This is a genomic window from Providencia sp. 2.29, assembly GCF_015832305.1.
Lineage (GTDB): Bacteria > Pseudomonadota > Gammaproteobacteria > Enterobacterales > Enterobacteriaceae > Providencia > Providencia stuartii.
In genome coordinates, this window is the sequence record NZ_CP065420.1 from 2,512,061 (window position 1) to 2,529,126 (window position 17,066).

The 17,066-nt window shown below is 42.0% G+C and carries 16 protein-coding genes; 6 read left to right on the plus strand and 10 right to left on the minus strand.

Annotated elements, in window-relative coordinates:
- Window positions 1-20: 20 nt before the first annotated feature.
- Window positions 21-836 (plus strand): septum site-determining protein MinD, encoded by an 816-nt coding sequence (gene minD, locus I3B46_RS11540; RefSeq protein WP_004919516.1) that lies wholly within the window; start codon window positions 21-23, stop codon window positions 834-836.
- A gap of 3 nt (window positions 837-839) precedes the next feature.
- Window positions 840-1,118: a cell division topological specificity factor MinE gene (gene minE / locus I3B46_RS11545; RefSeq protein ID WP_004919515.1), complete on the plus strand. Its 279-nt coding sequence runs from the start codon at window positions 840-842 to the stop codon at window positions 1,116-1,118.
- A 325-nt stretch (window positions 1,119-1,443) separates the two neighbouring features.
- Here minE and rnd read toward each other — a convergent pair whose 3' ends face one another.
- The 5 genes from rnd to I3B46_RS11570 form a co-directional block, all read right to left on the minus strand.
- Window positions 1,444-2,568 (minus strand): ribonuclease D, encoded by a 1,125-nt coding sequence (gene rnd, locus I3B46_RS11550; RefSeq protein ID WP_004919510.1) that lies wholly within the window; start codon window positions 2,566-2,568, stop codon window positions 1,444-1,446.
- Between the two features lie 86 nt (window positions 2,569-2,654).
- Window positions 2,655-4,343, minus strand: a complete 1,689-nt coding sequence (gene fadD / locus I3B46_RS11555) for a long-chain-fatty-acid--CoA ligase FadD (protein WP_163762047.1) — start codon at window positions 4,341-4,343, stop codon at window positions 2,655-2,657.
- Window positions 4,344-4,670: 327 nt separating this feature from the next.
- A complete protein-coding gene (locus I3B46_RS11560) occupies window positions 4,671-5,279 on the minus strand; it encodes a Slp family lipoprotein (protein ID WP_060560585.1) in 609 nt (202 codons plus the stop codon).
- A gap of 286 nt (window positions 5,280-5,565) precedes the next feature.
- Window positions 5,566-6,264 carry a tRNA (adenosine(37)-N6)-threonylcarbamoyltransferase complex dimerization subunit type 1 TsaB gene (tsaB, locus tag I3B46_RS11565; protein WP_104873463.1) on the minus strand — a complete coding sequence of 233 codons (699 nt, stop codon included), beginning with the start codon at window positions 6,262-6,264 and terminating at the stop codon, window positions 5,566-5,568.
- A gap of 122 nt (window positions 6,265-6,386) precedes the next feature.
- The gene (locus I3B46_RS11570; RefSeq protein WP_036940136.1) at window positions 6,387-8,312 is read right to left on the minus strand and encodes an ATP-dependent DNA helicase; all 1,926 of its coding nucleotides are present in this window, start codon (window positions 8,310-8,312) and stop codon (window positions 6,387-6,389) included.
- Window positions 8,313-8,474: 162 nt separating this feature from the next.
- Here I3B46_RS11570 and I3B46_RS11575 point away from each other — a divergent pair, with 162 nt between their 5' ends.
- The gene (locus tag I3B46_RS11575; protein ID WP_014658300.1) at window positions 8,475-8,822 is read left to right on the plus strand and encodes a RidA family protein; all 348 of its coding nucleotides are present in this window, start codon (window positions 8,475-8,477) and stop codon (window positions 8,820-8,822) included.
- A gap of 65 nt (window positions 8,823-8,887) precedes the next feature.
- Here I3B46_RS11575 and mdtI read toward each other — a convergent pair whose 3' ends face one another.
- Together mdtI and mdtJ are read right to left on the minus strand one after the other, a co-directional pair.
- A complete protein-coding gene (mdtI, locus tag I3B46_RS11580) occupies window positions 8,888-9,220 on the minus strand; it encodes a multidrug/spermidine efflux SMR transporter subunit MdtI (protein ID WP_004919498.1) in 333 nt (110 codons plus the stop codon).
- A 2-nt stretch (window positions 9,221-9,222) separates the two neighbouring features.
- Window positions 9,223-9,651: a multidrug/spermidine efflux SMR transporter subunit MdtJ gene (gene mdtJ / locus I3B46_RS11585; protein WP_036940133.1), complete on the minus strand. Its 429-nt coding sequence runs from the start codon at window positions 9,649-9,651 to the stop codon at window positions 9,223-9,225.
- A gap of 633 nt (window positions 9,652-10,284) precedes the next feature.
- Here mdtJ and pdxK point away from each other — a divergent pair.
- Window positions 10,285-11,133 carry a pyridoxine/pyridoxal/pyridoxamine kinase gene (gene pdxK / locus I3B46_RS11590; RefSeq protein WP_004919494.1) on the plus strand — a complete coding sequence of 283 codons (849 nt, stop codon included), beginning with the start codon at window positions 10,285-10,287 and terminating at the stop codon, window positions 11,131-11,133.
- Between the two features lie 79 nt (window positions 11,134-11,212).
- On the opposite strand, the gene zwf is transcribed toward pdxK, so the two are convergent.
- The gene (gene zwf, locus I3B46_RS11595) at window positions 11,213-12,688 is read right to left on the minus strand and encodes a glucose-6-phosphate dehydrogenase (RefSeq protein WP_004919491.1); all 1,476 of its coding nucleotides are present in this window, start codon (window positions 12,686-12,688) and stop codon (window positions 11,213-11,215) included.
- A 407-nt stretch (window positions 12,689-13,095) separates the two neighbouring features.
- Here zwf and I3B46_RS11600 point away from each other — a divergent pair, with 407 nt between their 5' ends.
- Window positions 13,096-13,941 (plus strand): MurR/RpiR family transcriptional regulator, encoded by an 846-nt coding sequence (locus I3B46_RS11600; RefSeq protein WP_004919490.1) that lies wholly within the window; start codon window positions 13,096-13,098, stop codon window positions 13,939-13,941.
- A gap of 263 nt (window positions 13,942-14,204) precedes the next feature.
- Window positions 14,205-15,647: a pyruvate kinase gene (pyk, locus tag I3B46_RS11605; protein WP_004919488.1), complete on the plus strand. Its 1,443-nt coding sequence runs from the start codon at window positions 14,205-14,207 to the stop codon at window positions 15,645-15,647.
- A gap of 64 nt (window positions 15,648-15,711) precedes the next feature.
- Here pyk and I3B46_RS11610 read toward each other — a convergent pair whose 3' ends face one another.
- Entirely contained in the window at window positions 15,712-15,942 is a 231-nt protein-coding gene (locus I3B46_RS11610) for a DUF7832 domain-containing protein (protein WP_036943896.1), read from the minus strand.
- Between the two features lie 98 nt (window positions 15,943-16,040).
- A complete protein-coding gene (locus I3B46_RS11615; protein WP_014658298.1) occupies window positions 16,041-17,060 on the minus strand; it encodes a fimbrial protein in 1,020 nt (339 codons plus the stop codon).
- Window positions 17,061-17,066 lie beyond the last annotated feature (6 nt).

Sequence of the window (17,066 nt, forward strand, 5' to 3'; positions counted from 1 at the left end):
TTATTTACAAGGAATTATTCATGGCACGCATAATTGTTGTTACATCTGGTAAAGGTGGCGTCGGTAAAACCACTTCAAGCGCGGCCATAGCTACAGGCCTAGCTCAAAGAGGGAAAAAAACGGTTGTGATCGATTTTGATATCGGTCTACGTAACCTCGACCTGATCATGGGATGTGAACGCCGAGTAGTGTATGACTTCGTTAACGTCATTCAAGGTGATGCCACATTAAATCAGGCACTGATTAAAGATAAACGCACCGAGAATCTTTATATTCTGCCAGCATCACAAACTCGTGACAAAGACGCACTGACACGTGAAGGCGTTGAAAAAATACTCGACGAATTAAGTAATGACTTGTCTTTTGATTTTATCGTATGTGACTCCCCAGCCGGTATTGAAAGTGGTGCATTAATGGCACTTTACTTTGCAGATGAAGCGATCATCACCACGAACCCTGAGGTTTCTTCTGTTCGTGACTCTGACCGCATCTTGGGTATTCTCGCCTCTAAATCACGCCGCGCCGAAAAAGGGCTCGATCCTATCAAAGAGCACTTATTATTAACCCGCTATAACCCGGGTCGTGTGACGCGTGGTGATATGTTAAGCATGGAAGATGTGCTGGAAATACTTTGTATTCCATTAATTGGTGTGATCCCTGAAGACCAATCTGTTCTACGTTCATCAAACCAAGGTGAACCGGTCATCTTAGACGCAGAATCTGATGCAGGTCAGGCATACAGTGACTGTGTTGACCGTATTTTAGGTGAAGAGCGCCCTATCCGATTCATTGAAGAAGAGAAAAAAGGTTTCTTGAAACGCCTATTTGGGGGGTAAATAATGGCTTTATTGGATTTCTTTCTGTCGAGAAAAAAGTCGACAGCAAATATCGCAAAAGAGCGATTGCAAATCATCGTTGCAGAACGTCGCCGCGGTGATAGTGAACCTCCTTATCTTGCTGATATGAAAAGAGATATTTTGCAGGTTATTTGTAAATACGTGCAAGTTGACCCTGAGATGCTTTCTGTACAATTCGAACAAAAAGGTGATGATATCTCAGTACTTGAACTCAACGTTACGTTACCGGAAGGTGATGAAATCAAGGCTCCTGAAAAATAATCATAGCAAATAGCCGTTGTTTTTAAGTTGTAAATAGCGGCTTGCTTTTTTATTTGTTCAACCAATTGAATTTAAATAATCATCAATGGAATGAATATTTGTTCTATGTGGTTTGGGTGTCTATTGCCAAAAGAAATACAAAATCCCCCAACTCTCCGATACGCCTCTGCCGATAGTTAACTTTCTGTCGAAACCGTAGCAGTGCAGTAAATAAATCGATTGATTAATGAGTGGGTGAGCTATTCAACGCTTAAGTGCCGTCACTATTCACTAGGCAAAAGGTTAACATTTCACTCCTAGCAAACCTAGGAGTGAAAATAGGCCATTAACGCGCTTGTTGAAGGAGCTTTGTAATTGGCTCAGCAAGCATTCTTCCTCGCCAACCATCAAGTAATTCAGGCTGATTAGGGATAGATTTGATCCCCCAATGTACCGAGAGCAACTGGTTTATTTGTCGCCTTGAAGCAAGCAATTCCGCATTGAATTTCTCATGCTCTGCAATTTCTTTAACAACACTCTTTATCTCTTTAAATAACGTTTTATATTGAGGTTGCTCATTCAAATTCGCCACTGTGGGGGGATATTCACTCTCATCCATTTGTTTGGCTTTTTCAACAATACTGAGTAACCGCCTTCCATGACAGCGGATCTCTTGCCCCGTCAGCCCTAATGCGTCTAATTCACCTAATGAACCGGGTAAATAACGCGCCACTTTCCAAAGATGCTCCTCTTTAACCACAAAGTTAATCGCCATATCACGCGCTTTTGCTTGATTTAGCCGCCATTCCGCCAGCATTTGCAAGCAAGCCAATTGCTCATTCTTTAACTGACAAACATTGGTGATATTACGGTAAGCTAATGCAGGATCAGTCACATTTTGTCTGCGTTCAACCGTTCTTTGGCACTCTTCTAGCGCAGCAGAAAGGTAGCCTGACTCTTCCACTTTCTGCATCAGGATCTTGGCTAACGGCAGCAAATAAAGCACGTCTGCCGTCGCATATTGGCACTGTTTTTCACTTAATGGGCGCGCTAGCCAGTCGGTTCGAGATTCACTCTTATCAAGCTCTATGCCTAAGTATTCAGAAACTAAAGAAGCGAAACCACAGGAGATTGGATAACCCAAAAAGGCTGCAATAACCTGTGTGTCGACCATCGGTTCAGGCACACACTCAAAATCATGCAAAAACACTTCAAGATCCTCACTACCGGCATGTAAAAACTTAGTGAGGCTCTTATTTGTCAGTAAGGCTTTAAACGGTGAAAAGTCGCTAATAGATAACGGGTCAATCAGTGAAACTTGTTTTCCATCATAAAGCTGTAGCAAACCTAATTGTGGATAGTAAGTTCGAGTACGGACAAATTCGGTATCCAATGCCAACCAATCGGCTTCACTCGCCTGCTGGCATACCTGTGCAAGTTCGCTATCAGTTGTAACTAAACGATAATTCAAAACAAATTTCTCTTTTTATATTCTCATCACAGTAACGCCGGTAAAAACCGGCGTTACTCATAGGGGTGCAAACCGATATGACAACGTTACGCTGTTGATTTATCTTTTTGCTGTTTCTCTTCATCACGTAGTTCCCTACGCAATATTTTACCAACGTTCGATTTTGGTAGCTCGGTTCGGAACTCAAATAACTTAGGTACTTTATAGGCGGTTAATGAGCGGCGACAAAATGTTTTCAGATCATTTGACGTTAGATTAGGATTACTACTAACAACAAAGACTTTAACTGCCTCCCCTGTACTCGTACTCGGCACACCAATCGCGGCACACTCTACGACATCAGGATGAGATGAAATCACATCTTCCACTTCGTTTGGATAGACATTGAAGCCCGAAACGATGATCATGTCTTTTTTACGATCGACAATGCGGATATAACCTTCACTGTCTATTTCAGCAATATCCCCCGTCGCTAACCAGCCATCATGTAAAATTTCCGCGGTTGAATCAGGGCGGTTCCAATACCCTTTCATCACCTGTGGACCTTTCACCCACATTTCCCCTGGTTCCCCAAGTGCAACCTCATTTCCATCATCATCAACCAGCTTGATTTCTGTTGATGGAACCGGTAACCCGATACTACCACTATAAGCCGTCAGATTATACGGGTTTCCAGTGACAAGTGGCGAACATTCCGTCAATCCATACCCTTCTAATAAATGCTTCCCAGTCAGTTTTTGCCATTTTTCAGCAACCACTTTTTGAACAGGCATCCCGCCACCAACCGTCAACCTGAGTTTGGAGAAATCCAGTTGTTGAAACTCTGCGTTATGTAGCCATGCATTGAATAAGGTATTAACACCCGTAATCGAGGTGATCGGATAACGTGCTAACTCTTTAACGGTACCTGCCACATCACGAGGGTTAGTAATCAATAAGTTCACCCCCCCGACATTAATAAACAGGAAGCAATTTACCATGAGAGCAAAGACGTGATAGAGCGGTAGTGCCGTAACAACAAATTCTGAACCTATTTTTAATACCGGACCATAAGCCGCTCGAGCTTGCTCGATATTCGCTAACATATTACGGTGCGTTAGCATTGCCCCTTTCGCTACCCCTGTCGTCCCTCCGGTATACTGAAGGAACGCAAGGTCATCGCCATTGATCTTTGGCTTGATATATTGCATGCGATAACCGTAATGCATCGCACGTCGGAAAGAGATAGCATCTGGTAAATGGTATTTAGGCACCAGCCGTTTAACATACTTGACGACAAAATCCACTAATGTCGCTTTCGGACGAGAGAGTTGATCCCCCATCCGAGTTAAAATAACGTGCTTAACCTTGGTATTAAACACCACTTTTTCAAGGGTATGAGCAAAGTTAGACACAATGACAATGGCCGTTGCACCACTATCATTTAACTGGTGCTCTAGCTCCCTTGGGGTATAAAGTGGGTTAACATTGACGACAACCATCCCCGCGCGCAAAACGCCAAATAGAGCTATCGGGTATTGCAGCAAGTTAGGCATCATCAACGCGACGCGGTCGCCTTTTTTTAACCCTAACCCATTTTGTAGGTAAGCGGCAAAAGCACGACTTCTCTCTTCTAACTTGCGATAAGTCATCACCGCACCCATGTTGATGAATGCAGGTTGGTCAGCATATTGCGAAACCGAATTTTCAAGTAACTCTGCTAAAGAAGCAAAGCGATCAGGATCGATCTCTTCCGGCACATCGCTTGGGTAATTTTTCAGCCAGATTTTTTCCAAAGTATGACTCCTGAATTTTAGTATAGTAATATAACTCAAACACTCTTTTAACAAATTATTAACTCAGCGTACCAGTTTGAAAAATACCCTGTGCTAAGGTTGAGAGGTCTATCACTAAATAAATTTCATTCCTTCGAAACAAAAATAGGCGGACTATTCCGCCTATTTCGTTTTAGTATGTTATTCCAGAACGATATCTGGTGTAGATATCATAATAATACACTTTTTTGAATCATTTTTGGAAAAATTAACATATTTCCCACGTATAAACCTAATAAATAAACTGACTAAGCTCATTGCCGAATAAATAGCCTTTCACTTCTCATTTTATTCGGTTAAATAGGTTTGTACTGGAGCAACACCCCCCGGATAGCCATAACCATAGCCATATCCGTAACCCCAAGGATGGTTATAGTAATAAGGGTTTCCGTAATACCCATAACCCCACGGGCCTGGTGGCGGCAAAATTACACTTTGCGCTAAATTCCAACGCTGGTAACCCGTTACGTCTAACGTGACATACTTATAGGGGATATCACCAATTTTACCAGGCTGCTCTCCGGTAATTTTACCCACCACTGTGATGTAACGACCATTATAGTCAGCAGGGTCAAGGAACCCATTAACAAAGGCATAAATACGACCAGTTGATGCCGTATTTAATTCTGGTGCTGCATCATATTTATTCAGTGGGATCACGGCAATTTCTAATCGCGTTTTATTAGGCTGATTAAAAACAGAGATTACTTTCCCACCAAAACGCCCTTCCTGCCCAATATACATTTCAGGCGCATTTTGTACTGACGATAAGTTAACCGCTGGATTAGGTGACGAGCCTTGAATTGAGGCTGGGATCGACACACACCCCGTTAACGTTAATATGCCGACAAATAAAACCACTTTAAATGTCGAACGGCTGTTAATTTTTATACCCATATACCACCTCCATTTAGCTTTAATTATAAATTCAGACGGCAAGGATTAACATTAATATCAACTAACATAACACGATATGTTCAATACTTTGAGAGATAAATACACGAATAATTCAATTATAGACTGATAAAATAAGGCTTGATGTGTCTCGATGCTAATTTCAATCATCGAATTAAAAAAAACATCCATTTAAGACAGTAAATATTGGTAGGAAAAAAGCGTAAAACAGAACTTGGCTATGCCTAACTTAACAATAAAATAAGCATAGCCAATCTAAAAAATATACCTATTCACGACCCGGCAGTTTTTTCCACGTCACTTCGTTACGTAAATATGTTGGTTCAACGTTTTCGACGGCTTGTACCTGACCCGCACGCCATAAACGTTCAGCAATCGGTAACATATCTTGTGCCGCTGGCAATGTGATCCCACTTTCAATCAACGAAAGCGCACTGTCTTTTAATTGCGGATAAGCTTGCCAACCTGTTCCTGCTAGGCTCCATTGCCCTGCCAACTGAGCGATTGAATCTCTAAATAGCTCCGGCGCCATAACAGCTTCGGTATCCTCACCGAGCCATATGCCCTCTGCCGTACGATGATATTGAGCGCAATATACCTCTGTCATGCGCGCATCAATCGCCGTCAAAACCTGCTCATGTCCTTGCGTTCGATATGCCCCTTCTGCCAGTGTCATCAATGATGAAACACCGATCATCGGTAAATTGGCGCCGAGTGCTAACCCTTGGGCGATACCGACCCCGATGCGAACGCCCGTAAAACTCCCCGGTCCACGACCAAACGCTAACGCATCCAATTGGTTTAAAGTGACCCCCGCTTGAGATAATACCTCGTCCACCATTGGCAACACTTTTTGTGTATGCTCTCGAGGCGAAACGGCAAAACGCGAAATAATTTCTCCATCGCATAACAATGCGACTGAACATGCTTCTGTTGCTGTATCAACAGCAAGAATACGGCTCGACATGCCACAACTCCGGCAAATGATTAGATTTGATGCCACTGTACCTGTACAGTGACCTGAAAATGACGTTTATAGTAGCATAAACTCAAAATGAAATAGCAGAAAAAACCGCTTATGACCTTGGTTTAATTGCTATTATTATGTTCTATTCGTTTTTTCTCAAGAAACTCAATTGCTTTAGATAAACTGCGAGTTCTTGGTGACGGCGGTAAACTATTCAAAAAAACCTTACCATATGGACGTGTTACTAAACGGTTATCGCAAATCACAATAACGCCGTAATCACTGGTATCACGGATCAAACGCCCAACACCTTGCTTTAAGGTGATCACCGCATCAGGAATTTGAACATCCGCAAATGGGTCACCGCCTCTTAATTGGCAATCCTCAATACGCGCCCGTAATAATGGGTCATCAGGGGCTGTAAACGGTAATTTGTCGATAATCACACATGTCAGTTCATCCCCTCTGACATCTACCCCTTCCCAAAAGCTACTCGTTGCAACAAGCACTGCATTTCCCGCCGCAATAAATTGGGCAAGTAACTTATTTTTACTGCTTTCGCCTTGCATAAGCACAGGTAACACGAGTGTTGTTCTCAGCTCTTCGGCTAATTCACGCATCATCATATGTGATGTACACAAGAAAAAGCAGCGCCCTTGGTTTTTTATAATCAGTGGTCGCAACATATTCGCAAGTTTTTGTGCCACCCCTTTTTGGTTTGTTTCCGGTAAAAAACGTGGCACACAGAGTAAAGTTTGGCTTTGATAATCAAAAGGGCTCGCCAATAGCAAGGTTTTCGCTGACGTTAAACCCAATCTATCGGTAAAGTAATTGAGTTGTTCATTAACGGATAACGTTGCCGATGTGAATACCCAACTTGCTGGCGTACTGGAGATCATTTCACTGAATTTTTCCGCAACCGTCAGTGGTGTTATCGCTAATAAAAAATGCCGGCCATAGCTTTCAAACCAATAGCTATAACCTGGAATTGTGACATCTTTTAGCCGATTCAAACGATTACGGTAGAGAGTCACCCGTTCAAAAACGGAATCTAATGTTTGCGAACGCCCTAATGATGTCTTGATCACTTCATAACATAACTCGAGAGAATCATCGAGTAATGTCAACGCGCGCTGCACCACAGGGCTTTTCAATAGATCACGCAAGTTACCACGAAAGCTGCTCTCACCTAAATTTAAGCGAAAATCCAATGTGCTTTGGGTTAGCCTATCTGCACTTTTTTGTAGCTGAACCAGATCTTTTAGCTCTGTGCGATAGGCCATAACCATATCACGTGCGAGATCAAGAAGCTGGCGGCTACTGAGTTGTTGACCGAAATATTGGCTAGCAATATCGGGGATTTGATGTGCTTCATCAAAAATCATCACATCAGCTTGTGGCATTAACTCCCCAAACCCCGTATCTTTAACAACACGATCAGCCATAAAGAGATGATGGTTAACAACGATAATGTCAGCATCTAATGCTTTGCGGCGCGCTTTTAATACAAAGCATTCTTGATAACGAGGGCAATCACTGCCGAGACAGTTGTCATTAGTGCTGGTGACTAATGGCCAAACTGCATGATCTTCCGCGATATCGTGACAAGTGCTGATATCCCCAGACTCCGATTCAATGGACCAGTTGCGTAAGCGGACAACGGCAGACAATATTTCTGGCTCAAGGCTCCCCCCGCCTAATGACTGCTGATCTAAACGCTCTAAGCAAAGATAATTTGAGCGGCCTTTTAATAACGCTGTCCGCCCATTAAATTTCATCGCGTCTATAATCGTGGGTAAGTCACGGTGATAAAGCTGATCTTGTAACGCTTTCGATCCAGTCGAAACAATCACTTTTTTACCCGAACGTAAGGCGGGCACCAAATAAGCGTATGTTTTGCCTGTTCCTGTTCCCGCTTCAGCCACTAGCACATGCTGTTTTTCAATTGCCTCCGTGACAGCATGTGACATTTTGACTTGGGCTGCTCGTGGTTGAAAACCTGGGATTGTTCTCGCCAAAAAGCCATTAGAAGAAAAATCGTCGTGCACCGCAAACCTATTTATTGTTCTCTTTGAAGGCGTCTACTTTATCATGTCTTGATGTTGCCTGCTGAGCTAAATCATCCAATCGTCATAGAAAGGATTTTTCATCAATAAAGCAAGCTGTTATCCTTAAAAAGACTCACTAATGAAATGAACTAAGGAATAATGATGACGATTGAAAGAATTGACCCTGACAAACGTTGGTCTGAAGCGGTTATTCACAACAATGTTGTCTACTACACCAGTGTACCGGATAACTTAGATGCTGATATTATTGCTCAAACAGCGAATACCCTTTCAGCGATTGATATTCTTTTACAACGCGTGGGTTCTGACAAAAGTAAAATCCTTGATGCAACGATTTTCCTTGCTGACAAAGCCGATTTTGCGGGAATGAATCAAGCATGGGATGCTTGGGTTGTTGAAGGCAGCGCACCGGTTCGTTGTACTGTACAAGCGGCGCTGATGAAACCGGAATATAAAGTCGAAATCAAAATTGTTGCCGCTATTGAATAACGACACCTAGCAAACGATTTATCATAAAAAAATAGAGCGCCAATCATCAATTGGCGCTCTATTTTTTAAGACATTTTAATAAGCACCATCCCCAACAATAACAGGACGATACCTCCCCAACCTTTATAATTTAGCCGCTGATTGAAAAGGATCCACCCCGCGGCTACCGTCGCAATAATACCAAAAGCGCCCCACAACGCATAAGCAATCGACAATTCGATACCTTTGACTGCTTGAGCCAACGAGCTAAATGCGCCTAATACTGCCACTAAAGATAAAATGCCTAACCAGTAACGTTTAAAGCCGTTCGACATTTTTAAGAGGATGTTTGCAAGAATTTCCAGTACCACAGCAAGAACTAAAAATGCGCCGTGCCACCATTCAAATTGGACGTCCATAATCAGGCCTCCGTTTTAGCACGTTCTTGTGCCAAACCACCTGATTTAACCGCAGAGACCGCACGCCCCGCCGCTTCTTTCACTTTTTGAGCAGACTGAGTGACGGTCGATTTTTTAGTACCCGATTTAATTAACCCAATTCCTGCGATTAACAATACTAAGCCACCAATTTTCATAGGGGAAAGCGACTCGCCAAACCACAACACACTAAACGTCGTGATAAATAGAATACCGATCCCTTCCCATAAGGCGTATGCAACCCCAAGAGCAACTTTTTTCACAGCAACAGCTAGCAAAATGTAAGAAGATGCAATCATGACATACATTACTGCCATCCCAGTAAAATCACCACTCACGCTGGCGTGTTTCATCGATAATGTACCGATCACTTCGGCAATGATAGCTAATGCTAAAAATATCCAATATATCATTATATAATCTCTCTATGGATAATCGCACGACTGCTTATTTTTCATACAGAAATAGCAAACTTTTCGGCTAAGAAAAATTTTGTGCAATTATAAAAAACAAATAAATATCAAAGTGATGCTGATTTTATTCAGCAAAATGAATAATAGAGAGAGACGCTATAATGCACCGCACCAGTGGTGTTCACTGGAAAGGATCGCTGAAAGGAAAAGCCGATGGGTAGTTCTTCTTTGGGACTTACTGATTTTAATGCTATTCACGCTAAGCATGATATCTCATTCATTTCATCGGATGGACATCCATCCAAGTTACTCCGAACCCTCATATAATTGTTGATTACAGGTTATTTTTATCATGCCAAAAATATTAAGTCAATGAATATAAAAAGCTTTTTTAAATGAATATTTATTGCATAATTATGCAGGAAATAATCAACTAACCTTGACCTATTCTCAAGTTAAACGAATAATCAACCACAAACTTCTCACTAGATAACCATACTTTTTATTGAAAAAAATAAATTTTTCATTGTTTTCTTTTATTACGTAGTCCTATCCATTGTTTATGATTGACTTCAACGGCAAACAGGCATCTTATATTAGCTAACTGCTTAATTTTGGCCGAAAGAGAGATAAATGGACACCTTTAACCTCACCTCTAACAGTTTTCAAAACGATGCAAATGCCACGCCGCTGCCTTATGATGTCATCTCCATCCAGTCGCAAGTTATTTACGGCAGTGTCGGTAACAGTATTGCGGTTCCGGCACTGATGAAGCAAGGGCTAAGGGTCGCTGCTGTACCGACAGTGATTTTAAGCAATACCCCCCATTATGTGACATGTCACGGCGGCGAATTACCGGGTGAATGGTTTCGAGGCTATCTGTCTGGATTAGTTGAGCGCGATTGCCTTGGCAGTGTACGTGCGATCCTAACGGGATATTTAGGCTCTAGAGATAAAGCCCATGATCTTGCACAATGGTTATCAAGTGTACGTCAGTCATACCCTTCTATACCTGTCATTGTCGATCCTGTTATGGGGGATGAAGATAGCGGTTTTTATATTCCCCCAGAAATTGCCGATGTGTATCGCGATGAAGTATTGCCGCTTGCAACAGGTATCATCCCCAATAAATTTGAACTCGCGACACTAAGTGGTCAACAGATAAAGACCCTTGATGATGCAACTCAAGCTGCTCGTTCATTACTAAAAGGCCATACACAATGGGTGATCATTACCAGTGCATTCCAACCCGATGATGAAAGTATTGAGGTCGTGTGTGTCACCAAACAGGATGTCGCGGTTATTCGCCATAAACGTTACCCTGTCACGCCAAAAGGCACCGGCGATCTATTTGGTGCAGAGTTAACAGCTCAATTACTCGCGGGGCTGTCTGTTCCCGATGCGGCTAAAATGGCTTGTTTACGGATAGAGCAAGGTATTATTCATATGGCGGCGACAGGAAGAAGTGAGTTAGTGCTGTAAGATGCTCTCGCACCATGGATAAAAATAAGGCCAGCTTCCTTCTAGAGCAAGCTGGCCTACGAGATAAATCAACTATAGCTTATTCAAATTCGTTCCAAGAACGCCCATCACGAGTGATCATCGCAACCGATGCGATAGGCCCCCAAGTACCCGCTTGGTATGGTTTAGGGGCTTCATTATCCATAGCCCACGCATCCATAATGGAATCAACAAACTTCCAAGCCTCTTCAACCTCATCACGGCGTACGAACAGCGCTTGAATACCGCGCATTGCTTCAAGCAATAAGCGCTCATAAGCATCCGCAAGGTGTGTTTGATTAAAGGTTTCTGAAAAACTCAAGTCCAGCTTAGTGGTTTGCAAGCGATGTTTGTGATCAAGGCCCGGTGCCTTATTCATGATCTCAATATCAATCCCTTCATCCGGTTGCAGACGAATAGTGAGCTTGTTTTGCGGTAATTCCTGATAACTTTCAGAGAAAATATTCAGTGCTGGCTTTTTAAAATAAACAACAACTTCAGAGCACTTAGCAGGTAAACGCTTACCTGTGCGTAAATAAAAAGGTACTCCCGCCCAGCGCCAATCATCGATGTCAACGCGTAGCGCAACAAAGGTTTCTGTCATACTTTGTTTATTAGCGCCTTCTTCTTCAAGATAACCGGGGACCTTATTACCTTGAACAAAGCCCGCAGTATACTGCCCGCGAACCGCTTTTTCTCTGACATTAGTGTGGTCAATTCGACGTAATGAACGTAACACTTTCACTTTTTCATCACGGATCCGGTCAGTGGTGAGATCAGCAGGTGGCGACATCGCGATCATGGTGAGAATTTGTAATAGGTGGTTTTGCACCATATCGCGCATTTGACCTGCCTGATCAAAATACCCCCAGCGCCCTTCTATACCCACTTCTTCTGCAACGGTGATCTGCACATGGTCAATGGTGCGATTATCCCAGTTGTTGATAAATAATGAGTTAGCAAAACGTAGAGCCAGCAGGTTAAGTACCGTTTCTTTACCGAGGTAATGGTCGATACGATAGACCTGACTTTCATCAAAATATTTCGCTACTTCATTGTTGATTTCTTGAGAAGACGCTAAATCTGTACCTAACGGTTTTTCCATCACAACACGGTTAGGCTGTTTATTTAAACCTGCATGTCCAAGTCCATGGCAAACTGCCCCAAAAGTGCTCGGCGGCATAGCAAAATAGTGGATAGCGGGATGGCAGTCTTGCTTCAACATTTGTGCCAAGCTATCGAAATTTTCGGTTTGATTAACATCCAAATTGCAGAAATCTAAACGCGCACTGAGCCTCTCCCAAAGTACTGGGTCGAGATCTTCTTTTAAAAATTCGCTGAACGCCTTTTCAACAAACTCAACATAATCGCTCTGGCTCCACTGCGCACGCCCTACACCGATGATACGGGTGTCTGGGTGAATGTAGCCTGCTTTCTCCAACTGATAAAGGGATGGAAGCAACTTACGACGAGCGAGGTCTCCTTTGGTGCCGAAAATAATCAAGTCACAGGCTTGAGCAGCATTATTTACCGCCATATTGGTTCTCCTCAATTTGCGGAATTTATTGTAATTTTGTTACAAAATTAGCCAGATGTTCCGCTAATGTACCCTTTTGAGGGTATTCAGTAAATATTGATGATACAGATCACAGTTTTTATGCTGAAAAAAGCAGCAAACCTAAACCATGTCATGTTAACTGAATGGTGACAGCATTTGTAATAAAATGACAAAACAGCTAACGAACTTACTGATATGAAAATTAGATACAGCTCATAGTTTTGTAAAAAATTACATCACAAACGCCTCTCATTCAGATAGGTTAGCCATTACCCATAGTATATTCCTTTTATATACACACTGCCTTCAAAACGATATTAATAAAATACAGCGTATCTTTATGGCAGAAAAATTTCTCCTTTTGATGAAATAGGCACTTTCGTTATATGAATATTTTAGAACAAATGAAGAACAGCCTCGATTTTTTAAGTAAATCAGAAAAGAAAGTTGCCGAAGTGATTTTAGGTATGCCACAGCGAGCTATTCATCTTAGCATTGCGAGCCTTGCTCAACTTGCTGATGTGAGTGAACCCACCGTTAACCGGTTTTGCCGTAAAATGGATACCAAAGGGTTTCCTGACTTTAAACTTCGATTGGCGCAAAACCTCGCTAACGGCACCCCTTACGTGAACCGAAATGTTGAAGAGAATGACACGGTTAACACCTATACCCATAAAATTTTCGAATCAGCAATGGCGGGTTTAGATAATGTCAAACATACTTTAGACATTGCGGCCGTTAATCGTGCGGTTGACCTTCTCACTCAAGCAAGAAAAATCAGCTTTTTTGGCTTTGGCGCATCGGCGGCTGTAGCACATGATGCGATGAATAAATTTTTCCGTTTTAATATTCCCGTCATTTATTTCGATGATATTGTCATGCAACGAATGAGTTGTATAAATAGTACTGAGGGGGATGTTATCGTTTTAATCTCGCATACAGGAAGAACGAAAGCCTTAGTTGATATGGCTCGCCTAGCCCGTGATAACGATGCCACTGTGATTGCCATCACCTCAGAAAACTCTCCATTGTCTCAAGTCGCTACCCTTTCAATTATTATTGATGTACCAGAGGATACCGACGTCTATATGCCAATGGTCTCAAGACTTGCTCAACTCACAGTGATCGATGTCCTCACAACGGGTTTTACCTTAAGAAGAGGTGAAAAATTTAGAGATAACTTGAAACGGGTCAAAGAAGCATTACGTGATTCGCGGTTTGATAGTGTGTAAACGTTAAAAAGTATTCTTTTCTTGCTGTGGGCTTTAATAGTTTTACAGACCTGATAGCATAAACGAATTAGCAGTATATAATAGCTGTGCTCGTGTCAGCATGACGACTTGTCGTAAAAAGGTCTCGAAAATACGCTAAATGATTCAAGTTGTATGTCGACATAATATGATAGGGGCTTACGCCACGAGCACTACATACCGCTTGAAGTATGAAAAGATTTCACTCAATAAATCAACACCATTACAGGTCAACGGAGTAATACATGACTAGACGGCTTAGAAGAACTAAAATTGTTACTACCCTAGGTCCAGCTACCGATCGTGATAATAACCTTGAAAAGATTATTAACGCCGGCGCCAACGTTGTACGCCTAAACTTCTCTCACGGAACTCCAGAAGACCATATTCTTCGTGCTAACAAAGTGCGTGAAATCGCAGCTCGTTTAGGTCGCCATGTTGCGATCCTTGGCGATTTACAAGGCCCTAAAATACGTGTTTCTACGTTTAAAGATGGCAAAGTATTCTTGAATGTTGGTGATAAATTTATCCTTGATGCCACTCTCGGCAAAGGTGAAGGTGACCAACAAAAAGTGGGTATTGATTATAAAGGTTTACCTGCTGATGTTGTACCTGGTGACATTTTATTGCTTGATGATGGTCGTGTACAACTGAAAGTCCGTGAAGTCCAAGGCTTACAAGTTTTCACTGAAGTAACCGTTGGCGGTCAACTCTCCAATAATAAAGGCATCAACAAACTTGGTGGTGGTTTATCGGCTGAAGCACTAACCGATAAAGACAAAGAAGATATCATCACCGCCGCTAAAATCGGTGTCGATTACCTTGCCGTTTCCTTCCCTCGTTCAGGCGAAGATTTAAATTATGCGCGCCGTTTGGCTCGTGATGCAGGCTGTGAATGCCAAATCGTCGCGAAAGTAGAGCGCGCTGAAGCTGTGGCAACCGATGAAATTATGGATGAAGTTATCCTTGCATCGGATGTTGTCATGGTTGCTCGCGGTGATTTAGGCGTTGAAATCGGTGACCCAGAATTAGTTGCGGTACAAAAGAAACTGATCCGCCGTTCACGTCAGCTCAACCGAGTAGTGATCACCGCAACTCAAATGATGGAGTCAATGATCACAAATCCAATGCCGACTCGTGCTGAAGTGATGGATGTCGCTAACGCCGTTCTAGATGGTACAGACGCCGTTATGCTATCAGCAGAAACCGCTGCGGGGCAATACCCAGCTGAAACTGTTGCTGCCATGGCACAAGTCTGTTTAGGGGCTGAAAAAATGCCTGGACTGAATGTCTCCAAGCACCGCTTAGATGCCGAGTTTGATTCACCTGAAGAAGCTATCGCGATGTCAACGATGTACGCTGCTAACCACCTGAAAGGGGTCAAAGCCATTATCGCGATGACTGAATCAGGCCGTACTGCTCGTATGATGTCACGTATCAGTTCTGGCTTACCTATTTTCGCTATGTCGCGCCATGAAAAAACACTCAATCAGTCTTCACTGTACCGTGGTGTTACACCTGTTTTCTGTAGCACTCACACCGATGGTATTGCGGCTGCGAATGAAGCTATCACACGCCTACGTGATAATGGTTATTTAATGACTGGAGATCTCGTTCTCGTTACTCAAGGTGACTTGATGGGCACAATTGGTAGTACGAATACTTGCCGTATTTTGGAAGTCGAATAAATCAATATTGGTGTAAAGGGAGCATTTGCTCCCTTTTTCAATCGATATAGATAATGCTGTATGCTTATTTAGAGTGAGTCATTTTCCAATTATTAAATACAGCAGCAATCACCGAAGCTATTTTGTCATAGTTTTCCCAAGAATTTTCAACATGGTATACTGATGGCAATGCTTGTGCTAAAACACGATGATAGTCATCAAAATAGCTCCCATTCTCTGTTGAATAATAAAATTCAGTAAATGCCAATCCATTCGGTCCAATGCCACCAAGTTCTCCTACGTTCGTCTTTGGCATCACTAAAATAAAAATAAGCACAACATTGTAATAAATATTGTGCTCATCATAATTTATATTGAATAGTTACCGTTTAATCTGTCCGATTTTTCTGGGAATCAATGATATTGCAAATTAAACTGTAACGTTCCATTAGCTTGGCCAGCTTGTGTATCATTCGAAGTTTGAATATACGCTGCTTGTAATGGAATACTATAATTTTCCGACGATACATTTTTTTCTTCGATCGTCATCATTTGATTTATTTTAATGGGGTCATTTTTATACTTAACTTGTATACCATACCCTTTCGCAGTATTGACGTCTGTTGGATTATTTAATGCGATTGTTCCGGGTGTCATACTATTATTGACAGGTGTTCCAGTAAAGGTGATTTTTATGGGTGACACGGGGTCACAACTAAGGTTGATTTGAAAATCTTTCACGCTATTTGGGCTAACACTCCCTACCCCTGAAAAACTCGATTTATCAATCTTATTAAAAGGCACAAGAATATTTTTATTCAGCACTTCACAACCTGTCGAAATAATATTAACCGGCCCTATACTAACCTTAGGCTCCATATTACCGTAGCTATCCGATGTTTGAAATCCATTATTATAAATAATTAACATCGCCGCTCGGCTAGCAGGTAGTACTTGCGTTTTTACGTTATCTTTGAGCTTATAAAAAACAAGTTTTAAAGAAACGGTATACACACCTGAACTCTGGGTAGTGCTACAGATCATCCTATTCGCATTATTTCCATCAATGGTATTAATTCCATCAACATAAGCACTACCTGTGCAAGGTGTTGACACTGTCCCATGTAGCGCATAGCCCACACCAGAATTATTAATTTCTTTAATGTATCTGTTATTATAATATTGTTTACTGCCATACGTTTCAGGTAAATAAATTCCCACTTGAACTTCGTCTGTTATGTTACTCCAACTCCAAGCGGTATAGCTTCCTAAATCAATAGTTCCGACTTCTGATCCAATTGGTGCTGTTCTTGAAACATAAATAGGTTCATTCACTGTATGAGATAATTCATTAAATAATGCTCTAAATTCGGCTAAAGCGGATTGTGAAAATAGAAGCGTCGAAATACCCCCAATTAAAAATAATTTATTCATGTCTGC